At 64.3% G+C, this 20,000-nt stretch carries 18 protein-coding genes and 1 tRNA gene; 10 read left to right on the top strand and 9 right to left on the bottom strand.

All coding sequences use genetic code 11. The annotated features are described in order from the left end of the window. Position 1: 1 nt before the first annotated feature. Positions 2-1,573: an SGNH/GDSL hydrolase family protein gene (locus B2P87_RS10165; RefSeq protein ID WP_141891352.1), complete on the bottom strand. Its 1,572-nt coding sequence runs from the start codon at positions 1,571-1,573 to the stop codon at positions 2-4. Positions 1,574-1,803: 230 nt separating this feature from the next. Beyond that, positions 1,804-3,141: a PLP-dependent aminotransferase family protein gene (locus B2P87_RS10160; RefSeq protein WP_141891351.1), complete on the bottom strand. Its 1,338-nt coding sequence runs from the start codon at positions 3,139-3,141 to the stop codon at positions 1,804-1,806. 88 nt (positions 3,142-3,229) lie between these two features. Here B2P87_RS10160 and B2P87_RS10155 point away from each other — a divergent pair, with 88 nt between their 5' ends. From B2P87_RS10155 to B2P87_RS10125, 7 genes are all read left to right on the top strand, one after another. Further along, on the top strand, positions 3,230-4,423 hold the full coding sequence (locus B2P87_RS10155; RefSeq protein ID WP_141891350.1) for an MFS transporter: 1,194 nt from the start codon (positions 3,230-3,232) through the stop codon (positions 4,421-4,423). 285 nt (positions 4,424-4,708) lie between these two features. Beyond that, positions 4,709-6,271, top strand: coding sequence for an ABC transporter substrate-binding protein (locus B2P87_RS10150; protein ID WP_141891349.1), 1,563 nt, complete (start codon positions 4,709-4,711; stop codon positions 6,269-6,271). Between the two features lie 146 nt (positions 6,272-6,417). Beyond that, a complete protein-coding gene (locus B2P87_RS10145) occupies positions 6,418-7,398 on the top strand; it encodes an ABC transporter permease (protein WP_058284859.1) in 981 nt (326 codons plus the stop codon). Continuing rightward, a complete protein-coding gene (locus B2P87_RS10140) occupies positions 7,395-8,345 on the top strand; it encodes an ABC transporter permease (protein ID WP_141891348.1) in 951 nt (316 codons plus the stop codon). Before B2P87_RS10145 ends, B2P87_RS10140 begins: the two co-directional genes overlap by 4 nt. 4 nt (positions 8,346-8,349) lie before the next feature. Next, positions 8,350-9,345, top strand: coding sequence for an ABC transporter ATP-binding protein (locus B2P87_RS10135; protein ID WP_141891347.1), 996 nt, complete (start codon positions 8,350-8,352; stop codon positions 9,343-9,345). Then, the gene (locus B2P87_RS10130) at positions 9,342-10,385 is read left to right on the top strand and encodes an ABC transporter ATP-binding protein (protein WP_141891346.1); all 1,044 of its coding nucleotides are present in this window, start codon (positions 9,342-9,344) and stop codon (positions 10,383-10,385) included. Before B2P87_RS10135 ends, B2P87_RS10130 begins: the two co-directional genes overlap by 4 nt. Positions 10,386-10,398: 13 nt before the next feature. Continuing rightward, complete coding sequence (locus tag B2P87_RS10125) at positions 10,399-11,319, top strand: LysR family transcriptional regulator (RefSeq protein ID WP_141891345.1); 921 nt, start codon at positions 10,399-10,401, stop codon at positions 11,317-11,319. Positions 11,320-11,407: 88 nt separating this feature from the next. On the opposite strand, the gene B2P87_RS10120 is transcribed toward B2P87_RS10125, so the two are convergent. The 7 genes from B2P87_RS10120 to B2P87_RS10090 all read right to left on the bottom strand — a co-directional run bounded on the left by B2P87_RS10120 (position 11,408) and on the right by B2P87_RS10090 (position 17,295). Beyond that, a tRNA-Pro gene (locus tag B2P87_RS10120) sits at positions 11,408-11,484 on the bottom strand. A 172-nt stretch (positions 11,485-11,656) separates the two neighbouring features. Next, a complete protein-coding gene (gene leuB, locus B2P87_RS10115) occupies positions 11,657-12,760 on the bottom strand; it encodes a 3-isopropylmalate dehydrogenase (protein ID WP_058284864.1) in 1,104 nt (367 codons plus the stop codon). Positions 12,761-12,884: 124 nt separating this feature from the next. Continuing rightward, the gene (locus B2P87_RS10110) at positions 12,885-13,925 is read right to left on the bottom strand and encodes an endonuclease/exonuclease/phosphatase family protein (RefSeq protein WP_141891344.1); all 1,041 of its coding nucleotides are present in this window, start codon (positions 13,923-13,925) and stop codon (positions 12,885-12,887) included. After that, positions 13,922-14,758 (bottom strand): hypothetical protein, encoded by an 837-nt coding sequence (locus tag B2P87_RS10105; protein ID WP_141891343.1) that lies wholly within the window; start codon positions 14,756-14,758, stop codon positions 13,922-13,924. The genes B2P87_RS10110 and B2P87_RS10105 overlap by 4 nt, the downstream gene beginning before the upstream one ends. A 363-nt stretch (positions 14,759-15,121) precedes the next feature. Further along, positions 15,122-15,727 (bottom strand): 3-isopropylmalate dehydratase small subunit, encoded by a 606-nt coding sequence (gene leuD / locus B2P87_RS10100; protein ID WP_141891342.1) that lies wholly within the window; start codon positions 15,725-15,727, stop codon positions 15,122-15,124. A gap of 12 nt (positions 15,728-15,739) precedes the next feature. Continuing rightward, positions 15,740-17,143: a 3-isopropylmalate dehydratase large subunit gene (leuC, locus tag B2P87_RS10095; RefSeq protein ID WP_141891341.1), complete on the bottom strand. Its 1,404-nt coding sequence runs from the start codon at positions 17,141-17,143 to the stop codon at positions 15,740-15,742. A 53-nt stretch (positions 17,144-17,196) separates the two neighbouring features. After that, on the bottom strand, positions 17,197-17,295 hold the full coding sequence (locus tag B2P87_RS10090; protein ID WP_244270149.1) for an isopropylmalate isomerase: 99 nt from the start codon (positions 17,293-17,295) through the stop codon (positions 17,197-17,199). A gap of 189 nt (positions 17,296-17,484) precedes the next feature. On the opposite strand from B2P87_RS10090, the gene B2P87_RS10085 reads away from it, so the two are divergent. The 3 genes from B2P87_RS10085 (at position 17,485) to rlmH (ending at position 19,971) form a co-directional block, all read left to right on the top strand. Beyond that, complete coding sequence (locus B2P87_RS10085; protein WP_141891340.1) at positions 17,485-18,861, top strand: mechanosensitive ion channel family protein; 1,377 nt, start codon at positions 17,485-17,487, stop codon at positions 18,859-18,861. Between the two features lie 166 nt (positions 18,862-19,027). Beyond that, entirely contained in the window at positions 19,028-19,408 is a 381-nt protein-coding gene (rsfS, locus tag B2P87_RS10080) for a ribosome silencing factor (protein WP_058284869.1), read from the top strand. Between the two features lie 92 nt (positions 19,409-19,500). After that, positions 19,501-19,971 (top strand): 23S rRNA (pseudouridine(1915)-N(3))-methyltransferase RlmH, encoded by a 471-nt coding sequence (gene rlmH, locus B2P87_RS10075; RefSeq protein WP_141891339.1) that lies wholly within the window; start codon positions 19,501-19,503, stop codon positions 19,969-19,971. Positions 19,972-20,000 lie beyond the last annotated feature (29 nt).

Genomic DNA, 20,000 nt, shown 5'->3' with positions numbered 1-20,000 from the left:
GTCAAACCAGCAGCGCGTCGCCTGATTGCGGCGCAGAAACCGCCCCCCAGCTGTCGGCGGCCTGAAACCAGTCAAAGCTGTCAAGCTGGTCGGCAATATTGCTGCGGCCGTCGATGGCGCGGATGAATTCGATTCCGAATACGGTGATGCCGAGGCTGTTCAGCACAGCATCGGCGCTGCCGGCGCTGAACGCTGCATAATGCGCCGCATCCAGAACGAGGTAGAGCGTATCCGACCCCGCCCCGCCGCGGAACGTGTCCGCCGAAGCGCCGCCGCCGCCAGCCAGCGCGGCTTCGGTGAAAATGAAGGTGTCGTTGCCCCGGCCGCCAATCGCCAAATCGCTGCCGCGGCCATCCGCGATCACATCGTTGCCGCCGCCGCCGCGCAGTTGGTCATTGCCATCGCCGCCGCTGAGGATGTCGTCGTCCCGGTTGCCTTGCACGGTGTCATTACCGCTGCCGCCCAGGAGCACATCGTTACCGCTGCCGCCCCGGATGCCGTCATTTCCGCTGCCGCCGGCCACGGCATCATGGCCCCCGCCGGCGCGGATGGTGTCATCGCCGCCGAGCGCGAAAATGGCGTTGTCCTTGGCCCCCCAGCCCCGGTCCGTTGCGCCGCCGTCCAGCAGCGCGGTCTTGCCGCCGCCCATGACGAATTCGCTGTAGGCGCCCCACAGCTGATGCGCGGTCTCGGCCGGGTGGATCGCGTCCCATGCCAGAACCTGATCGCTGTCAAAGGGGCTGCCGTCGATCAGGTAATCGGTCCGCTCCGCAAGGATGCCGAAACCCGCCGGATCCTCGGTCAGGGCTTCCGAGACGGCAGATAGGTCGACCGCCCGGGCGTCAGTCCCGGTGCTGCGAAGATCAGAGATAGTGTCCGCTATCAGGCCGTTAAAATTGCTAATGAGGAGGCAGGCAAAGCCGGTGTACAAGGGGGAGAGCGTGTCAAACTCCGGATAAAAGCCTGCCCGCGGCTGGGTTGCCAGGAACACTGTCCCGACACCGGCGGTGCTGAGCGTGTTCGCCGCGGCGGTGATCTGCGCGATCAGACCTTCGATCACCGGGGTTGCCAGAGCCAGGAAGCCGGCCTCGGTGGTGATCTGCTGGTCTTGCACGGTGTCCAGCAGGGAGGTGAAGTCATTGCCCCCGATCAGCAGAAACGCCGCCGAGTCCGCCGGCACGCCGCCAGCGGCATCTTCTGCGAAATCCGAAATCTGCGCTTCCAGGTCAATCCTGTCCTCAAGCAGCCCGTCGCCCAGGGCCGTCGCCGTTGCGACTGCATAGTTCTGAACCTCGAACCCGCCCAGGGCAGCGGCATAGCTGGCATGGGTCAGTGCATTGGTCACCGCGCCTGCGGGTCCGATTTCAGAGAAGCTGGCAATAACGGTCTGTCTGGCCTCGGTCTTGGCCTGTGCGCGCAGCGCGTCCAGTTCCTGTGATGACGGGATGCTGCCGAAATCAAGGATCAGACCGGTCAGAATGACCGGCTCGATCACCGACGCCAGAAGGTTTACGGCGTTGCCCTCATCCGTCAGGCTGTCGCCGAAATAATAGACTCGTGAAAATGGTGTCATAAACCTGCACTCCCGGCGCCGCCGGGGCTGCGCCCGTTACTGATAACCTGAAGACTGGAAGAGGCGCGGCCGTCCCACTGACGTGCGAATCCGGTTTCGCTGCCCTAGCGCGTTCCGGGTTTTATGCTGCCATTGCGGGCCGTCCAAAGCAAGGATTTCGGATTGGAGCGAACGCGGGCCAAATGCGCAAAGGGCGCACGGCCCCTTAGCGCAGCAGGCAGCCGCCGCCATCAGGCGGGCGGATCTTGGTTGCGCACCGCCGCCTTCACGGTTTGCAGGATGCCGGCGAGGCCTGCCTTTGGCACACCGCCAAAGGCCAGCCGCAAGGCCTGCGGCGCGGCTGCGGTGGCCGCAAACGGCTCGGCACCCGATACCGAGATCGCCTGCTCCTTCAGCTCTGTCACGATGGGCTGCGCGCGCACGCCCTTGCCGAGCGGCAGCCAGGCAAAGCCCGCGTTCCGGTGCGCAAGGACGGGCATGTCTGCAAAAACGCTTTTGAGGATCGACTGACGCTCAGCCCCGTCGCGCCTGCGGTTTTCTTCGCACTGGCTGAGCGTGCCGTCTTCGATCCATCCGGTCACCAGCGCGGAAACCAGCGCCGGGGCGTTCCAGGTCGTGGCGCGGATTACTTCGAGCAGCGGCGCGGTGTGCGCGGGCGGCGCAACCATATACCCCAGCCGCAGCCCGGTCGCGAGGTTCTTGGAGAACCCGCCGATGTACACGGTCCTGTCCGGCGCCAGCGCCAGCAAGCTGGGCGGCGGGTCAGGCTCCAGAAAGGCGTAGGCGGCGTCTTCGATGATGAGAAGGCTGTGGCGCTCGGCAACGGCAAGCAGACGGCGGCGCGCTGCCTCATCGATGACCGCCCCAAGCGGGCTTTGGACCGTCGGCATCAGATAGACCGCGCGGATCGTGCGCTGGCGGCAGTGCCGGTCCAGATCGTCCGGATCCATGATGCCCTGCGGTGAGCTGACCGGCACAAGCTCTAGGCCGCGCAGGGCCGCGGCGGATTTGAAACCGGGATAGGTGAGGGCATCGGCGGCAATGGCATCGCCGGGCCGGAACAGCCCCAGGCAGACGGCGGCCAGGCCGTGCTGGCTGCCCGATGTGACCAGCAGCCGGTCCGCGTCGATGGGGCCAAGGCGTGGGAAGAGGTGCCCGGCAATGATCCGGCGCTCATGCATCCGCCCGCCGTGGGGCTGATAGCGCAGCATCGCCTCCAGGTCGCCCGCGGCAGCCAGCCGCCGCAGCCCGGCGCGCAGCATGGCGGCGTCGGCGGGATCGCCGGGCATGTTTAAAACCAGGTCGGTGACCCCTTCAGCCGCGGATTGATGAACGCCAAGCGTCATGGGCAGGCCGGGGTCGCGCACAAATGTGCCCCGGCCGGTTTCGCCGGCGACCAGCCCCCGGCTCTCAAGCTCCTTGTAAACCCGCGTCGCGGTGGCCAGGGCGACGCCGGATGCCTCGGCAAAGGCCCGGTGCGTTGGCAGTCTGGACCCGGGCGCCAGCTTGCCCTCGCGGATCGCCTTGGACATCAGGTCGGCAAGCCGGATGTATCTGGCTTTGCTCATCGGGGCGCTGTCATTAGTACAATGGAAAAATTGTCATGGATTGAGCCTCGTGGCATCCCGGTCTCAAGTCAACCTTGAGGTTCGCGTCATGCCCCGTTTCCTGTCTGCGTCTTTGCTGGCCCTGTGCCTGTTCACGGTGACCTTTGCCGTCAATCTTCAGGCCCCGCTGTACGAGGTCTATGCGGCTGGCAGCAGTCTTGGGGCAACGGCGGTGACGGTGGCCTTTGCGGCCTATGCCGCGGGGCTGATGCCGGCACTGCTGCTGCTTGGGGGGCTGTCGGACCGGATCGGGCGCCGCATTCCGGTGGCGCTGGCGCTGATCCTTGGCGGGGCGGCCACCGGATTGCTGGTTCTGGCCCCGGGCTGGCCCAGCCTGGTCGCCGCGCGGGTACTGCTGGGGGCCGGGACAGCGCTGGCGACCACTGCCGGAACCGCCTGGATGACAGAGATCCTGGGCAACCGGCGGGCCCGCACGGCGGCTTTGACCGTTACCTCGGCAACGTCGCTGGGGTTCGGCGGCGGCGCGCTGGCAACCGGGATCTGCCTGGCGGTGCAGGGGGTGGTGCTGGTCCCGGTCAGCTATGTTGCCTTGCTGGCCGCCGCGCCGGTCCTGGCCGCGCTGATCTTTGCCCTGCCGCGGGCGGACCGGCCGCAGAGGGTATCGCTGCTGCGCTTGCCGGTGTTTCCGTCCGGCACCTGGGTCTATGGCGCCGCGATGGCGCTGGCCTGGTCCGCCACCGGAATGACCATCGCCGTGGTGCCATTGCAATTGGCGGCGCACGGCCTGGGCGGCTGGACCGGGCTGGTGATTTTCCTGGCAATCTTTACCGGCTTCCTGTGCCAGCCGGTTGCCCGCCGTCTGTCCAACAGCCAGGCGCTTGCCGCCGGGTTTGTTCTGGTTCCGCTTGGGTTCCTGGCGCTGCTGGCGGGGGTGTGGCTGCAGGCGCTGGTCCTTGTGCTGGCCGGAACCTGCATCACCAGCGCGGCGAGTTACGGGTTCACGTATCTGGCGTCCCTGGCAGAGGTGTCGCAGCGTGCGCCGGAAGACCGCGCCCGCGCCACAGCAGGTCTGTTTGCCTATGCCTACTGCGGGTTCTCGCTGCCGGTGATTGCCAGCGGTGCGCTGGCGGACATGCTGGGGCTGTTGCCCGCGCTGGCCGTCTTTGCCGCGGCGCAAGTGGCGGCGGCGCTGACCATCGCTGGCATCTGGAAACGGCACTCCGCGCCGCGCCGCGGCAGCTTGGGAGGTCTCCGCTTGAAAAAGATCTTTAGCGGGTCCTGAAGGGGAACATGCTGGAACCGCAGAAGGCAAAGTTCACGGACCGCGCACTGGACCGCGTTCCCGGCACCCTTTTGCGCAGGTTATGCACGAGCTGCGGGCCGGATTGGCCGCCTTGCGAAGGCGGAGGCGGTGCCGGACAGTCTGAGTAAGTCTTTGCTCAGGCTCAGCTATTCCTTTCTTGCATAGCCCTGATGTGAGTCCTGCATACCCTATGCGATATAGGCATTTCACAGTTCCCGCCGCGCAGGCTAGCGTTTGCGGCATAATCACAGGGGAGTATGCCTAATGACGAAATTTGTCAGAAGCCTGGCGGCTGCTGCGGTGGTGGCGATGGCACCGGTTGCCTATGCCGAAACCACCGTGCGCGTTGCCTATGACGCTGACCCGGTCTCGCTGGATCCGCACGAGCAGCTGTCCGGCGGCACGTTGCAGCTGTCGCACATGGTCTTTGACCCGCTGGTGCGCTGGACCCAGGACCTGCAGTTCGAACCGCGCCTGGCCGAAAGCTGGGAACAGATCGACGAGACCACCATGCGCTTCAAGCTGCGCAGCGGCGTGACCTTCCACAGCGGCAATGCGCTGACCGCCAAGGACGTCGACTGGACCTTTGACCGTCTGAAGCAAAGTGACGATTTCAAGGGCATCTTCGCCCCCTTCACCGATGTCGAAGTCGTTGACGACATGACCTTCGACCTCAAGACCTCGGAGCCGTATCCGCTGGTCCTGCACACCGCGACCTACATCTTCCCGATGGACAGCGCCTTCTATTCCGGCACCACCGCTGACGGCAAGGACAAGGCCGAAGTGGTCAAGCACGGCGACAGCTTTGCTTCGCGCAATGTCTCCGGCACCGGCCCCTTCATCGTCTCCGAGCGTGAGCAGGGCGTGCGCGTCGTGTTCGACCGCTATGCTGACTACTGGGACACCGAAAGCGGCGGCAACGTCGACAAGATCGTGCTGACCCCGATCAAGGAAGACCCGACCCGCGTGGCAGCCCTGCTGTCCGGCGACGTGGACTTTATCGCGCCGGTTCCGCCGACCGACCTGAAGCGCGTGGAAGAGGCCGAGGGCGTTGACCTGATCACCATGCCCGGCACCCGCATCATCACCTTCCAGATGAACCAGAACCGCGTCGAAGCCTTCAAGGACGCCCGCGTCCGTCAGGCGATCGATTATGCGGTGAACAACGCAGGCATCGTTGACCGCATCATGCGCGGCTTCGGCACCGTCGGCGCGCAGGCCAGCCCGGCCGGTTACCTGGGTTATGACGAGGCGCTGGCACCGCGTTTCGACCTGGAAAAAGCCAAGGCGCTGATGGCTGAGGCAGGCTATGCCGATGGTTTCTCGATCACCATGATGGCGCCGAACAACCGCTATGTGAACGACGACAAGATCGCGCAGGCGGTGGCTTCGATGCTGGCACAGATCAACATCAAAGTTGACCTGCAGACCATGCCCAAGGCGCAGTACTGGCCGGCGTTCGACGAGCGCGCAGCAGACATGATGATGATCGGCTGGCACGCGGATACAGAAGACTCTGCCAACTTCCATCAGTTCCTGACCGCCTGCCCGGATGAAGCAACCGGCAACGGCCAGTACAACTCCGGCAACTACTGCAACGAGGAAGCCGACAAGCTGATGAACCAGGCCAATGCGGAAACCGATCCGGAGAAGCGTGCGGAGCTGCTGCAGAAGCTGGAAGGCATCCTGTACAACGAAGCGGCGTTTATCCCGCTGCACTGGCAGAACCTTGCTTGGGGCGCCAAGTCCGGCATGAACGCGGCAGAAATCGTGAATGCGCTGGACTTCCCCTACTTCGGTGACCTGGTTGTCGAAACCGGCAGCTAAGCCACTGAAAAGACTCGGGCCGGTCTCCCCCGGCCGGCCCGGGCCACCCCTATAACAAGCGGCCGCCAAGGCTGCGATTGCAGGCTCCGCCGGTCCCTTCGGCATTGCGGCCTGCGCTGTCATCGAACTCTACAAAGGTCAGGAAGATGTTTGCCTATCTCGCCAAGCGAGTGATTCAGGCGATTGCGGTGATGTTCGTCATCTCGCTGATTGCTTTTGCCATCCAGGGCAACCTGGGCGACCCGCTGCGCGAGCTGGTCGGCCAGTCGGTGTCCGAAGAAGTGCGCCAGCAGCTGCGCGATGAACTGGGGCTGAACGACAGCTTCGTGACCCAATACCTGCGCTTTGCCGGCAATGCGCTGCAGGGCGATCTGGGCACCTCCTATTTCTTCAAGGAGCCGGCGCTGGACGTGATCCTGAAGAAGCTGCCCGCGACATTGGAGCTGGTGTTTGGGGCCACCCTGATCATCATCGGCTTCTCGGTGCCGCTGGGCGTTTATACCGCGATCAAGCCGGACAGCATCCTGAGCCGCGTCATCATGGGCCTGTCGATTGTCGGTATCTCGATCCCGGTGTTCCTGACCGCCATCCTGATGATCTTTGTCTTCTCGGTGGAATACGGCTGGTTCCCCTCCTACGGGCGCGGCGACACCGTGCATGTCTGGGGCTATTGGGAGACCAACTTTGCCACCGCCGACGGCTGGATGCACATCATCCTGCCCTCCGTTGCGCTGGCGTCGATCATGCTGCCGCTGTTCGTCCGCCTGATCCGGGCCGAGATGATGGAAGTGCTGCAGTCGGAATACGTGAAATACGCCAAGGCCAAGGGCATCAACCCGTGGCGCATCTACTTTGTGCATGCGCTGAAGAACACGCTTCTGCCGGTGATCACCGTGGGCGGCGTGCAGATCGGCACCATGGTGGCCTACACCATCCTGACCGAGACGGTGTTTCAGTGGCCGGGCATGGGCTTCATGTTCCTTGAGGCGGTGAACCGTGTCGATACCCCGCTGATCGTGGCCTACCTGATTGTTGTCGGCTTCATCTTTGTGGTCACCAACACCATCGTCGACCTGATCTATGGGCTGGTGAACCCGACCGTGAATATTGCGAGGATGGGCGCATGAGTACCGAAACGCTGAACCCGAAATCCGAACCATCGCGCTGGTCCAAGGTCTGGAACTCAAACATGGGCTACAGCTTCCGCCGCAACCCGGTGGCGGTGGTCAGCATGGTTGTTTTCCTGGTGATTGCTGTGGCGTCCTTCCTGGCGCCGATGATCGCGCCCTATGATCCCTACGATCCGGGGTCCATTGACATCATGAACTCGGAATACCCGCCGGTCTGGATCGACGGCGCGCTGCCGGAATTCATGCTGGGCACGGATGACCAGGGCCGCGACCTGTGGTCGACGATCCTGTACGGCACCCGCCTGTCGCTGCTGATCGGCATCTGCGCGGTGGCGCTGCAGGCCTTTCTGGGCATCTCCATCGGGCTGCTGGCCGGCTATGTCGGCGGCCGCCTGGACAGCCTGCTGATGCGCCTTGCCGATATTCAGCTGTCGTTCTCGACCCTGATGGTGGCGATCATCTTTCTGGCGGTCACGCAGGCGATGTTCGGCTCCGACACCTTCAACCGCTATGCCGTTGTCTTCCTGATTGCGGTGATCGGGGTGGCGGAATGGCCGCAGTACGCCCGCACCGTGCGCGCCACCGTGCTGGCCGAGAAGAAGAAAGAATATGTCGACAGCGCCCGTGTCCTCGGCTTCGGGCCGATGCGGATCATGGTGCGGCACATCCTGCCGAACTCGCTGTCGCCGATCTTCGTGATTTCCACCGTGCAGGTCGCCAATGCGATCATCTCCGAGGCCTCGCTCAGCTTCCTTGGCCTGGGCATGCCGCCGAGCCAGCCGTCGCTGGGCTCGCTGATCTCTTCCGGCTTCGACTACATCTTCTCCGGCAGCTGGTGGATCACCGCCATTCCCGGCGTGGTGCTGGTGGTTCTGGTTCTTGTCATCAACCTGCTGGGCGACTGGATGCGCGACGTCCTGAACCCGAAACTCTACAAGGGGTAACGCGATGAGCCTTCTTTCCGTTCGCGACCTCACCGTCAAATTCGCCATGCGCGACCAGACGGTTACTGCCCTAAACGGCATTTCCTTCGATCTGGCCAAGGGCGAGCGTCTGGGCATCGTCGGCGAAAGCGGCGCCGGCAAGTCAATCACCGGCTTTTCGCTGATGAACCTGCTGAGCCGCCCGGGCTATATCGACAGCGGCCAGATCCTGTTCGACGGCGAGGATGTCGTTCAGATGAACGACAAGCGCCTGCGCAACCTGCGCGGCAACCGGATGGCGATGATCTTTCAGGATCCGATGGTCACGCTGAACCCGGTGCTGACCATCGGCCAGCAGATGATCGAAACCCTGATGGCGCACCGCAAGCTGAGCCGCGAGGAAGCGCGCCAGATTGCCATCGTCAAGCTGCGCGAGGTCTATATTCCGTCGCCGGAGGAGCGGCTGGAACAGTACCCGCACGAGCTGTCGGGCGGCATGCGGCAGCGGATCATCATCGCCATCGCGCTGCTGCTCGATCCGCAGCTGATCATCGCGGACGAACCCACGACGGCGCTGGATGTGACCATCCAGGCCGACATCATGGAGCTGATGCTGGAGCTGTGCCAGTCCAACCAGGTGGGGTTGATCCTGATCACCCACGACCTGGGCGTGGTCAGCCAGATGACCGAGCGCACGCTGGTGATGTATGCAGGCCGGATCATCGAAGCCGGACGCACCCGCGAGATCATCAACGACCCGCAGCACCCCTATACCCAAGGCCTGATCAACGCGCTGCCGCAGCAGACGGTGCCGGGCCAGCGGCTGAAGCAGATCCCAGGCAACATGCCGGGCCTGGCCAGCATTCCCCAGGGCTGCGCCTTCAACCCGCGCTGCAAATACGCCACCGACCTGTGCCGCAGCCGGGTGCCGGAAATCGTGCAATACGGTGAGGTCGCAGTGGCCTGCCATGAGGTGCAGCGCCTGCACAGCGATGAAGACCGTCAGGAGGCACGGGCATGAAGGACGCAAACACTGACCGCCCGCTGCTGGAGATCCAGAACCTGGAAAAGCGGTTCGATCTCGATCACGGGTTCCTGGAGACGCTGAAGTTCAAAAAGGGCAAATTCGTGCGGGAAACCCGCTCGGTCCACGCGGTGAACAACATCACTCTGGACGCCAACCGCGGCGAGGCGCTGTGCGTTGTGGGCGAATCGGGCTGCGGCAAGTCGACCGTGGCGCGGCTGGTGGCGGGGCTGCTGACCCCGACGGCGGGCGAGATCCGCTATGACGGGCAGCGCATCGACAACCTGTCGCGCGGCGAGATGCAGCCTTTGCGCAAGAAGATCCAGATGATCTTCCAGAACCCCTATGCCTCGCTCAACCCGCGCATGACCATCCGGCAGGCGCTGGAAGAGCCGGTGCGCCATCACTTTCCCAACGCCTCGGCGGCCGAAGTGCGCGACAAGGTGACCGAAGTGATGCTGTCGGTCGGCGTCGATCCCAGCTGGGCCAAGCGCTATCCGCATGAATTCTCCGGCGGTCAGCGCCAGCGTATCGCCATTGCCCGCGCCCTGACGGTGGACCCCGAGTTCATCATCGCGGACGAGCCGATCAGCGCGCTGGATGTCTCGATCCAGGCGCAGGTGCTGAACCTGATGCTGGAAGCCAAGGAAAGCCGCGGTCTGACCTACCTGTTCATCACGCATGATCTGAGTGTGGTGGAGCACTTCGGAACCCGTGTTGCGGTTCTTTACCTCGGGTCGGTTTGCGAAGTTGCGGACACCGCGACATTGTTCTCCAGCCCCAAACACCCCTATACTCGGGCCTTGCTGTCCGCGGTGCCGCAGCTGAAGGACGACCGGCCGAACCATATCCGCCTCAAGGGCGAGATCCCGACGCCGATCAACCTGCCGACAGGCTGCCCGTTCCAAAGCCGCTGCGCCTTTGCGGACGCACGATGCAAGAGTGAAAAGCCGAAAGCCATTCACCAGCCCGATGGCAGCCTTGTTGCCTGCCACGCTGTCGAAGAAGACAGGCTGGATGCGGTGGCCGCCGGCTAGGACGGGACGCTAGTTGGACATCATCTGGCTTAAGGATTTCGAGGCTTTGGTCGCGTGCAAGAATTTCTCGCGCGCGGCCGAAGAGCGCAATGTCAGCCAGCCGGCTTTCTCCCGCCGCATCCGGGCGCTGGAGAATGAAATCGGCGTGCGGCTGATCAACCGCGAGACCCTGCCGCTGACGCTGACCCCGGCAGGGGAGGTGTTCCTGTCCCAGTCCCGCATCATGGTGCGCACCTACGAGGAAACCATCGAGCGCTGCCAGACCATTGATGCGGCGGGCGAAAACGTGATCCGCTTTGCGGCGTCGCAGTCGCTGTACATGACCCATTACAAGACCCTGATCGCACCCTTGGCGAGCGAGGGCGGGGTGGATACCGACCTCAACTCCACCTCCTGGGCCGCCGATCAGTTCGTGAGCGCTTTGCAGCAGGGCTATTGCGATGTGATCCTGACCTACTGGCATCCGTCGATGGATTTCCTGGGGCCGCTGGAGGTCGCTAACTTCGAATACCTGACCCTGTCGACCGACCGCTATGTGCCGGTCTCGCGCACCGCCGCGGACGGCACGCCGGAGTTTGGATTTGCGGCCGGCAGCAAGGACGCGGTGCCGCTGCTGTCCTATGGCGCGGTGTCCGCCCTGCGCTCGGTGCAGGAGTTCGCGCTGACCCAGCTGCTGCCCACGCAAAAGGTCTTTGTCGTCAATCAGAACGCGCTGGCCAACAGCGTCAAGGCGATGATCCAGGAGGGGTTCGGCATGGGCTGGCTGCCGCTGAGCCTGTGCCGCCAGGAGATCGCCTCCGGCCGTTTTGCCATCGTCGACGAGCGGTTGGGCACTGACCTGGAAATCCGTCTCTACCGGGATCCTCGCAGCACCAAGCAGACGCTGGATGTGCTGTGGAAGCAGCTGAAACGCTCCGCAATGAAAGCCGCCTGAGCGCCGAAACAGGCGCCCGCCTGGGCTGCTGTTTCGTATTGGCGGTATGCTAAAAACAACAAAGGCGCCCTTGGGCGCCTTGTTTTATTGGTCGGAGTGAGAGGATTCGAACCTCCGACCCCTGCCTCCCGAAGACAGTGCTCTACCAGGCTGAGCTACACTCCGACCGTGGGGGCGAAATAGCCCAGGGCGCGGGGTTTGACAAGGGCGATTCCACAGAAAGATGCGGTTTTTGAGAATTCTTTTTAGCGGCTTGGGGCAGGGGGCCGGCGGGCATGAAAAAGCCCCGCGCGGACAACCGGGCGGGGCTTGGAGTGATCCGGAGAATGTCCTGAAATCAGAGGCTTGCGTCCAGCGCAGCGACCACGGCGTCGCCCATCTGGCTGGTCGAGACGGGCTCTACGCCTTCGCTGGCCAGCAGGTCCGCGGTGCGCACGCCGTCGGCCAGAACCTTCTCGACCGCAGCTTCCAGGCGGTCGGCTTCGGCGCCCTGGTCGAAGCTGTAGCGCAGCGCCATGGCAAAGCTCAGGATGCAGGCAATCGGGTTGGCCTTGCCCTGGCCCGCGATGTCGGGGGCGGAGCCGTGCACGGGCTCATAGAGCGCCTTGGGGCGGCCGTTTTCCATCGGTGCGCCGAGGGAGGCGGAGGGCAGCATGCCAAGCGAGCCTGTCAGCATTGCGGCGCAGTCGGACAGGATATCGCCGAACAGGTTGTCGGTCAGGATGACGTCGAACTGCTTGGGTGCGCGCACCAGCTGCATGGCGCCGTTGTCGGCGTACATGTGGGACAGCTCGACCTCCGGGTAATCTGCAGACACACGGGTCACAACCTCGCGCCACAGGATGCCGGATTCCATCACGTTGGCCTTCTCCATCGAGCAGACCTTTTTGTTGCGGCGCATCGCCAGCTCGAACGCGGAGCGGGCAGCGCGCTCGATCTCGCTCTCGGTGTAGCGCTGGGTGTTGATGCCGACGCGCTCGTTGCCTTCCTCGAAGATGCCGCGCGGCTCGCCGAAGTAGACGCCGGAGGTCAACTCGCGCACGATCATGATGTCGAGGCCCGCGACGATATCCTTCTTCAGCGAGGAGAAATCCGCCAGCGCGTCAAAGCACTGCGCCGGGCGCAGGTTGGAGTAGAGGTCCATTTCCTTGCGCAGACGCAAGAGGCCGCGCTCGGGCTTCACCGAGAAGTCCAGGTTGTCATAGGCCGGGCCGCCGACCGCGCCCAGCAGCACCGCGTCGACGTCCTGGGCCTTGGCCATGGTCTCATCCGCCAGCGGCTTGCCGTGCTTGTCATAGGCCGCGCCGCCGACCAGATCCTCGCTCACATCGAACTGCAGGCCGCGCTTGTCGCCAAACCAGGTGATGATCTTGCGCACCTCGGCCATGACTTCGGGGCCGATCCCGTCGCCGGGCAGAATCAGAATCGATGGGTTGGGCATGGGGATCCTCCTAAAAACAGCTGGCAAGGGCGTAGCGGGACAGCGGGGCAGGGTCAATAACGGCCCTGGGAAATAAAGGAGCTGAGGAGGATTTGCCTGCGCAACGAAATGGCGGCGCGGCGGATCAGTCCAGCAACAAATCCACCCAGACCAGCCGGTGGCGGCTGGCGAGGGCCGCGGCATCGTCCGGGCCTTCGGGCCAGGCAATGCCGCTGGCGGCAACCGTCAGCCCGGCGGAGGGCAGCACATAATCCACCCGCATCTGCCCAACGCCTTGCCAGGCCACCGTTGCGGTGCCCTGCGGGCTGTGCGGCTGCGGGTCCTGCAGACGCGGGTCTGCCAGCAGGCTGCGGATGGCTTGTTTGCGGCCTTCGCCCTGGCCGGGGTCAAGGTTGGCGTCCCCGGCAATGACAAAGGGCGCTTCGGGTACCGGTCCCAGCCGGCCGTCCAGCAGCAGCTGCCACAGGCGGATTTCGTCGTGATTGCGCCGCCCGTTGCGGTCTTCCGGCCCGTCAAAGACCGGCGGGGCGGCATGGAAGGTCATCACATTCAGCCAGCGGCCATCCGGCAGTTCCACCGGCACCAGCCAATGCCCGGTGGAGGACAGCCGCTGCACGGCCTGCGCCTCTGGCGAGGGGAAGGGGCGGCCGTCCGGGTGCTGAGGCAGCAGCGCGTCCGGCAGATCGCGCCACAGCAGGGCAGAAAAGTCGCGGACCCCCTCGTGGCCGATGGGAAGACGCGACAGCAGCGCAATGCCGCCCTGGCCGCGGAACCGGCCAAAGCCCTGGTTGTCGCGCGGCCCGCCGGCCCGGCCGTCGCCATCCAGATCCAGCGGCGCCGGGGGCGGCAGGCCTGCGTTGGGCTGCAAAGCCACGCGGTACGGAAAGCCCAGGCCCTGGTCCGCCAGCCGTCCGGCCAGCGCGGCGAGCGCCCGGCCTTCATAGTCCCAGTCAATTCCTTGCAGCGCCAGCACATCCGGCTGCACCGCGGTGATCACCTCCGCAACCGCGGCAACCTGCGGGTCGGTGCCGCGTTCGATATCGCGCAGCAGCAGCCCCGGCCCGTCGCGTGACAGCTCTGTGTTGAATGTCGCGATGCGCAGGGTTTCAGCCTGGCCCGAGGCGGCGGCGAGTGTCAGAAGGAGGCCTGCCGCCAGCTGCCTCATGCAGTTTGCATCGCCGCATCCGCATTGCTGCAGGCGGCACGGCGCTTGCGCGCGATCAGACCGGCTATGCGCAGCATCGCCATCCCGCGCATGATCATCGAGGCGGGCACCAGCGCCCAGGCGCTGATCACCCAGATCAGCATATGCGGTGCCGCCAGCATTCCGGGATCCACCAGACCCGAGGCGAGCTTGACCGCGGCGGGCAAAGCGAAGGGCAGCAGCACGCCGCCGACGATATTTATCCGCCCGTCGCGCTGCAGCCGCTGCACCACATCGCCGCCGGTGGTGGGGTCGAACAGGGGCAGATTGACCCAGACATTGAAGGCGCCGTTGCCCACCGGCCAGTTCCCGATCCGGATCACCAGCGCAAAGACGGCAATCGCCAGGCCGGCAATCAAACACGCCAGCCCGGCGGCATCGCGCACCATCAGCACCGTGGCCTCGGGCACCTGCGGCGGCATCATCAGCACCGCTAGCTGCACCGGCGAGTAGGCAAAGTCCAGCTGGCTGCCCAGCCAGCCGCCCAGCCGCTGCACCAGCGCTGTCAGCCCGGTCGGGGCCAGCGGATGTGCTGCCAGCAAGCTCAGCGCGCCGACGGTGACGGCAGCAGCGGCAAAGCGCATCCGGTTGATCGGCGGGGCATTTCGGAACTCCACGAAGCTGGGGAAGTGGGAGACGTACTCGCTGAAGGCCAGGGCCGAACCCAGCAAGGCAATGAACAGGATGATCTCAGGCGACTCGGTCGCGGCCGCCGGCAGAATCAGCGTCGGCATCGCGAACAGCATGGCCACCAGTATGCCGCGGAACGCCGCGCCTGTGATGCGTGCAAACACGTCTTCGTTTCCCTTCAAACCGGCGCGGGCGTTTTCGCCTCTGGGTCCGGATTTGAAGCCCCCCGGTAGGGTCCGGGGTGCTCTGCCTCATTTTTGCCCTGATGGTGCCGGTTGGCGGTATTCCGCTCAAGGCCCGGCAGTGCGGCAGGGGGCACTTTGACCGCGGGACTGGTGCGGGATTGCATCAGCGCCTTGGCGCAGAGAACTTGAACCCTCGGGCGGGCTACCAGATGCTGTAGTTTCAGGGTTTTCCTGCACAAGAGTGGAGCGGCTGCTGACATGCCGTGCGATTCTGTTGGCGCGGCAAACGAAAGAGCCGCCCGTGCGGGCGGCTCCATTGAGTCTTAGGTATTGCAGCGGGAATCAGACCCAGGGGCGCTCCTGTGCCGCCTTTGCCTCGAAGGTCTTGATCGAGTCGGCTTTTTCCAGGGTCAGGCCGATGTCGTCCAGCCCGTTCAGCAGGCAGTGCTTCTTGAAGGGATCCACGTCAAATTTGATCACGTCGCCGTCTGAGGTGGTGATCTCCTGCGCTTCTAGGTCCACCGTCATACGGGCGTTCTCGCCCTTCTCCGCGTCGGCCATCAGGATGTCGACCTGCTCCTGCGGCAGCACGATCGGCAGGATGCCGTTCTTGAAGCTGTTGTTGAAGAAGATGTCGGCGAAAGAGGTGGACACGATGCACTTGATGCCGAAATCGGCAATGGCCCACGGCGCGTGCTCGCGCGAGGAGCCGCAGCCGAAGTTGTCGCCAGCCACCAGGATCTCGGCGTTGCGGTATTGCGGCTTGTTAAGCACGAAATCCTCGATCTCGGTGCCGTCGCGGTTATAGCGCATCTCGTCGAACAGGTTCTTGCCGAAGCCGGTGCGCTGAATGGACTTCAGGAACACCTTGGGGATGATCATGTCGGTGTCGATGTTGACCAGCGGCATCGGTGCGGCAACGCCTTGGATCTTTGTGAACTTTTCCATGCTTCTGGCTCCTTACATCAGCTCGCGCACGTCGGTCAGCTTGCCGGTCAGGGCAGCGGCGGCGGCCATAGCAGGGGACACCAGGTGGGTGCGGCCCTTATAGCCCTGGCGGCCTTCGAAGTTCCGGTTGGAGGTTGCGGCGCAACGCTCGCCCGGGGCCAGCTGGTCGGGGTTCATCGCCAGGCACATGGAGCAGCCGGCAAGGCGCCACTCGAAACCGGCATCCTGAAAGATCTCGGCCAGGCCTTCTTCCTCGGCCTGCGCCCGCACCAGGCCGGAGCCCGGAACGATCATGGCGCGCATGCCGTCCTTGATCTTCTTGCCCTTCACCACATCAGCCACGGCGCGCAGATCCTCGATGCGGCCGTTGGTGCAGGAGCCGATGAACACGGTGTCGATCTCGATGTCGGTCAGTTTCTGGCCCGGGGTGAGGCCCATGTACTCGATCGAGCGGCGCGCCGCCTCGACCTTGCCGCCGGTGAAGTCCTCGGGGTGCGGCACGACGCCGGTGATCGGCAGCACGTCCTCGGGCGAGGTGCCCCAGGTCACGACCGGCTGGATGTCTTCAGCCTTCAGGGTGATCACCTTGTCGAAATGCGCGCCTTCGTCGGTGTACAGGGTCTTCCACCAGTTCAGCGCCGCTTCCCACTGGGCGCCTTTCGGGGCGTGCGGGCGGCCTTTGACATATTCAAAGGTGGTCTCGTCCGGCGCGATCAGGCCTGCTCGGGCGCCGCCTTCGATCGCCATGTTGCAGACGGTCATGCGGCCTTCCATCGACAGATCGCGGATCGCTTCGCCGCAGTATTCGATGACATAGCCGGTGCCGCCGGCGGTGCCGGTCTCACCGATCACCGCCAGGGTGATGTCCTTGGCGGTGACGCCCGGCTTCAGCTTGCCGGTGATCTCCACCTTCATGTTCTTGGACTTCTTCTGGATCAGCGTCTGGGTGGCCAGCACGTGCTCCACCTCGGAGGTGCCGATGCCATGCGCCAGCGCGCCGAAGGCGCCGTGGGTGGCGGTGTGGCTGTCGCCGCAGACAACGGTCATGCCGGGCAGGGTCCAGCCCTGTTCCGGGCCGACGATGTGCACAATGCCCTGGCGGACGTCATCCACCGGGTAGTAATGCACGCCGAATTCCTTGGCGTTCTTGTCGAGCGCCTCAACCTGGATGCGGCTTTCCTCGTTCTCGATGCCTTTGGCGCGGTCCAGCGTGGTCGGCACGTTGTGGTCCGGCACCGCGATTGTCTTTTCGGGCGCGTGCACCTTGCGGCCGGCCATACGCAGACCTTCGAACGCCTGCGGGCTGGTCACTTCGTGGACCAGGTGGCGGTCGATATAGAGCAGGCAGGTGCCGTCCTCTGCTTCATGCGCAACATGCGCATCCCAGATCTTGTCATAGAGTGTCTTGGGGGACATGGGTCCTCTCCCGTGATGTATTGGATATGCTGGCTTAGGGCTGGGCAGGCGCCTTATAGGCGCGCCAGGACCGTGCGGGCGGCGCCAAAGAAACGCTCGCGCAGGCGGGCGCGGTCTTGCAGCTGGATCTTTTGGGCCAATACGAGGGTCATGGCTGTCAGATACATCCGCAAGCTCCGGCAATCAAGATTCGTTCTCTCACGCCCGGCTTGCGCAAGGGGCCGGACCGGTGCCGCCCGGCTGCCGCCAGGGCCGGGCGCGGTTCTGTCCCAAGCTTGCGGCGTCTCTGCTTGATCGAAACCGGCAGGAACGGCAGACTGCAGAGAAAACAGGGGGGCTTGATGGAGCCGGAGGAGCAGATCCAAACCAAGGACGCGCTGGCAGAAGGCGCCGCTGAAGCGATCGAACTTGGCCAGCAGCTGTGGGAGTTCGCCGCTGGCGGCGCCGAACTGCTGCTGCGGCCCTGGAACGCCTATCAGGTCGGGATCGGGCTGGCGCTTTTTATCCTGGCGACCGTGATCGCGCGGCCCATCAGTCAGGCGTTTCACAACTGGCTGCGCGGGCGCGAAGGCTGGCCGCGCTGGCGGATGCGCCTGGGGCTGGTGGTGCACAAGCGGATCCGCGGGCTGCTGTTCGTGGTGCTGATCTGGACGGTTGTTCTGATCATGCAGGAGACCACGTGGCCCAGCCGCTCGCGCCTGCTGTTAGTGGCGGCCAACCTGTCTCTGGCCTGGCTGATCGTCTCCTTCGCCACCCGGCTGGTCGGAAACCCGCTGCTGCGCAATATGGTGAAATACGGCGCTTGGGTATGGATCACACTGCGCATCCTGGGGATCACACAGGAGGCCACGGCGCTGCTGGACAGCGTTGCCATAGATTTCGGCGACCTCAGGATCTCGCTGTTTCTGGTGGTGCAGGCCATTGTTATCCTCGGGGTGATGCTGACCCTGGCGCGGGTGATTTCGCAGGTTGCGGCAAACCGGATCCGCTCCAACTCCGAAATTTCCCCGTCGATGCAGGTGCTGGGGGCCAAGCTGGCTCAGATCCTGCTGTTCGGCGGCGCGTTTTTCATCGGTCTCAAGGCGATTGGCATCGACCTTACCGGTCTGGCGGTGCTGTCGGGCGCCATTGGTGTGGGCCTTGGTTTTGGCCTCCAAAAAGTGGTGTCGAATCTGGTGTCCGGCCTGATCATCCTGTTGGACAAGTCGATCAAGCCTGGCGATGTGATCTCGCTGGGCGACACCTTTGGCTGGATCAACGCGCTGGGCGCCCGTTACGTCTCTGTTGTGACCCGCGACGGGCGCGAATACCTGATCCCGAACGAGGATCTGATCACCACGCAGGTGGTGAACTGGTCGCATTCGGACAGGTTCGTCCGCTTGGACCTGACCTTCGGGACCGCCTATGGCGATGATCCGCACAAGGTCCGCAAAATCGCGATCGAGGCGGCCTCCAGCGTGAACCGGGTGCTGCAGTACGGCAGCAAGAAGCCGGTCTGCCACATTACCGGGTTCGGCGACAGCAGCGTGGATTATGTGCTGCGGTTCTGGATCGACGACCCCACCGGCGGGCTGACCAATATCCGCGGCAACGTCTTTCTGGCGCTGTGGGATGCGTTTCAGGCCCAGGGCATCTCAATCCCCTTCCCGCAGCGCGAAGTGCGGATGCTGAATGACCCGCTGCCGGTCAGGGTTGCACCTGACGGAAATGAGGAGTAAAGCCCATGGCTTGCATCGCCGGGCCGGGTTTCATTGAAAATTTACCCACTGGTTGCTACATTATTAACAGGCCCGGCGCCGGGGCTTCGCGGCGCGTTGCAAGGAGGACTATGTCCTGTCACCCGTACCTCATGCGGCGGATGCCGCTGTTAATGGGGCAGCCGTGATGGCCGCCCAGTCCCAGCCCACCAGCGAACAGCTGCTGGAGCGGATTCTCTCCTCACTCAGCGATGACAAAGCCGAAGATGTTGTGCAGATCGACCTGCGCGGCAAAACCTCGATTGGCGACTATATGGTGCTGGCTTCCGGCCGCTCCACCCGCCAGGTCGCAGCGATGTCGGAAAAACTGATGGACCGGCTCAAACAGGAGTTCCGGATCAACTGCAAGGTCGAAGGCAAAGATACAGGCGACTGGGTGCTGATCGACACAGGCGATGTGATTGTCCATCTCTTCCGCCCGGAAGTGCGCGAGTTCTACCAGCTCGAAAAGATGTGGATGCCCGCAGGTGCCGCGCCGGCGCCGGCAGCCCCGGCGGCCGAGGACTGATCCCAGGCTGAACAAATGCAGGCCCGCGCGCAGGGTGCGGGCCCGATGGCTTCAGGCCGGGTAACTTCAGGCCCGGTAACTTCAGGACTGTCATGCGTCTGCATATCTGTGCGGCCGGACGTTTGCGGTCCGGCCCGGAAAAATCCCTCATCGACGACTATCTGGCCCGGTTTGACCGGACCGGCCGCGCGCTGGGCCTGGGGCCTGCGCGGGTGGTGGAGATTGAGGACAAGAAGAACGCAGGCATGGCGGCAGAGGCCGCGCTGCTGCGCAAGGCGCTGCCCAAGGGCGCGGTGATCTGCACCCTGGACGAGCGCGGCAAGCTGCTGTCCTCGCCGGATTTTGCGGACAAGCTGGCCGGCTGGCGCGACAGCGGCCGCCAGGATCTGGCGCTGATCATCGGCGGCGCGGATGGGATTGATCCCAGCCTGCGGGCAGAAGCCGATTTCTCGATCTCCTTCGGCAAGATGGTCTGGCCCCACATGCTGGTGCGGGTGATGCTGACGGAGCAGATCTACCGCGCTGCGACCATACTGGCGGGCAGCCCCTATCACAGGGTGTGAATGCGCCTTTGGGCGCATGCCTGCGGCGC

Source organism: Leisingera sp. UBA4491 (assembly GCF_002388965.1).
Classification (GTDB): Bacteria; Pseudomonadota; Alphaproteobacteria; order Rhodobacterales; family Rhodobacteraceae; genus Leisingera; species Leisingera aquaemixtae.
This window is presented reverse-complemented; position numbering and strand designations above follow the sequence as displayed.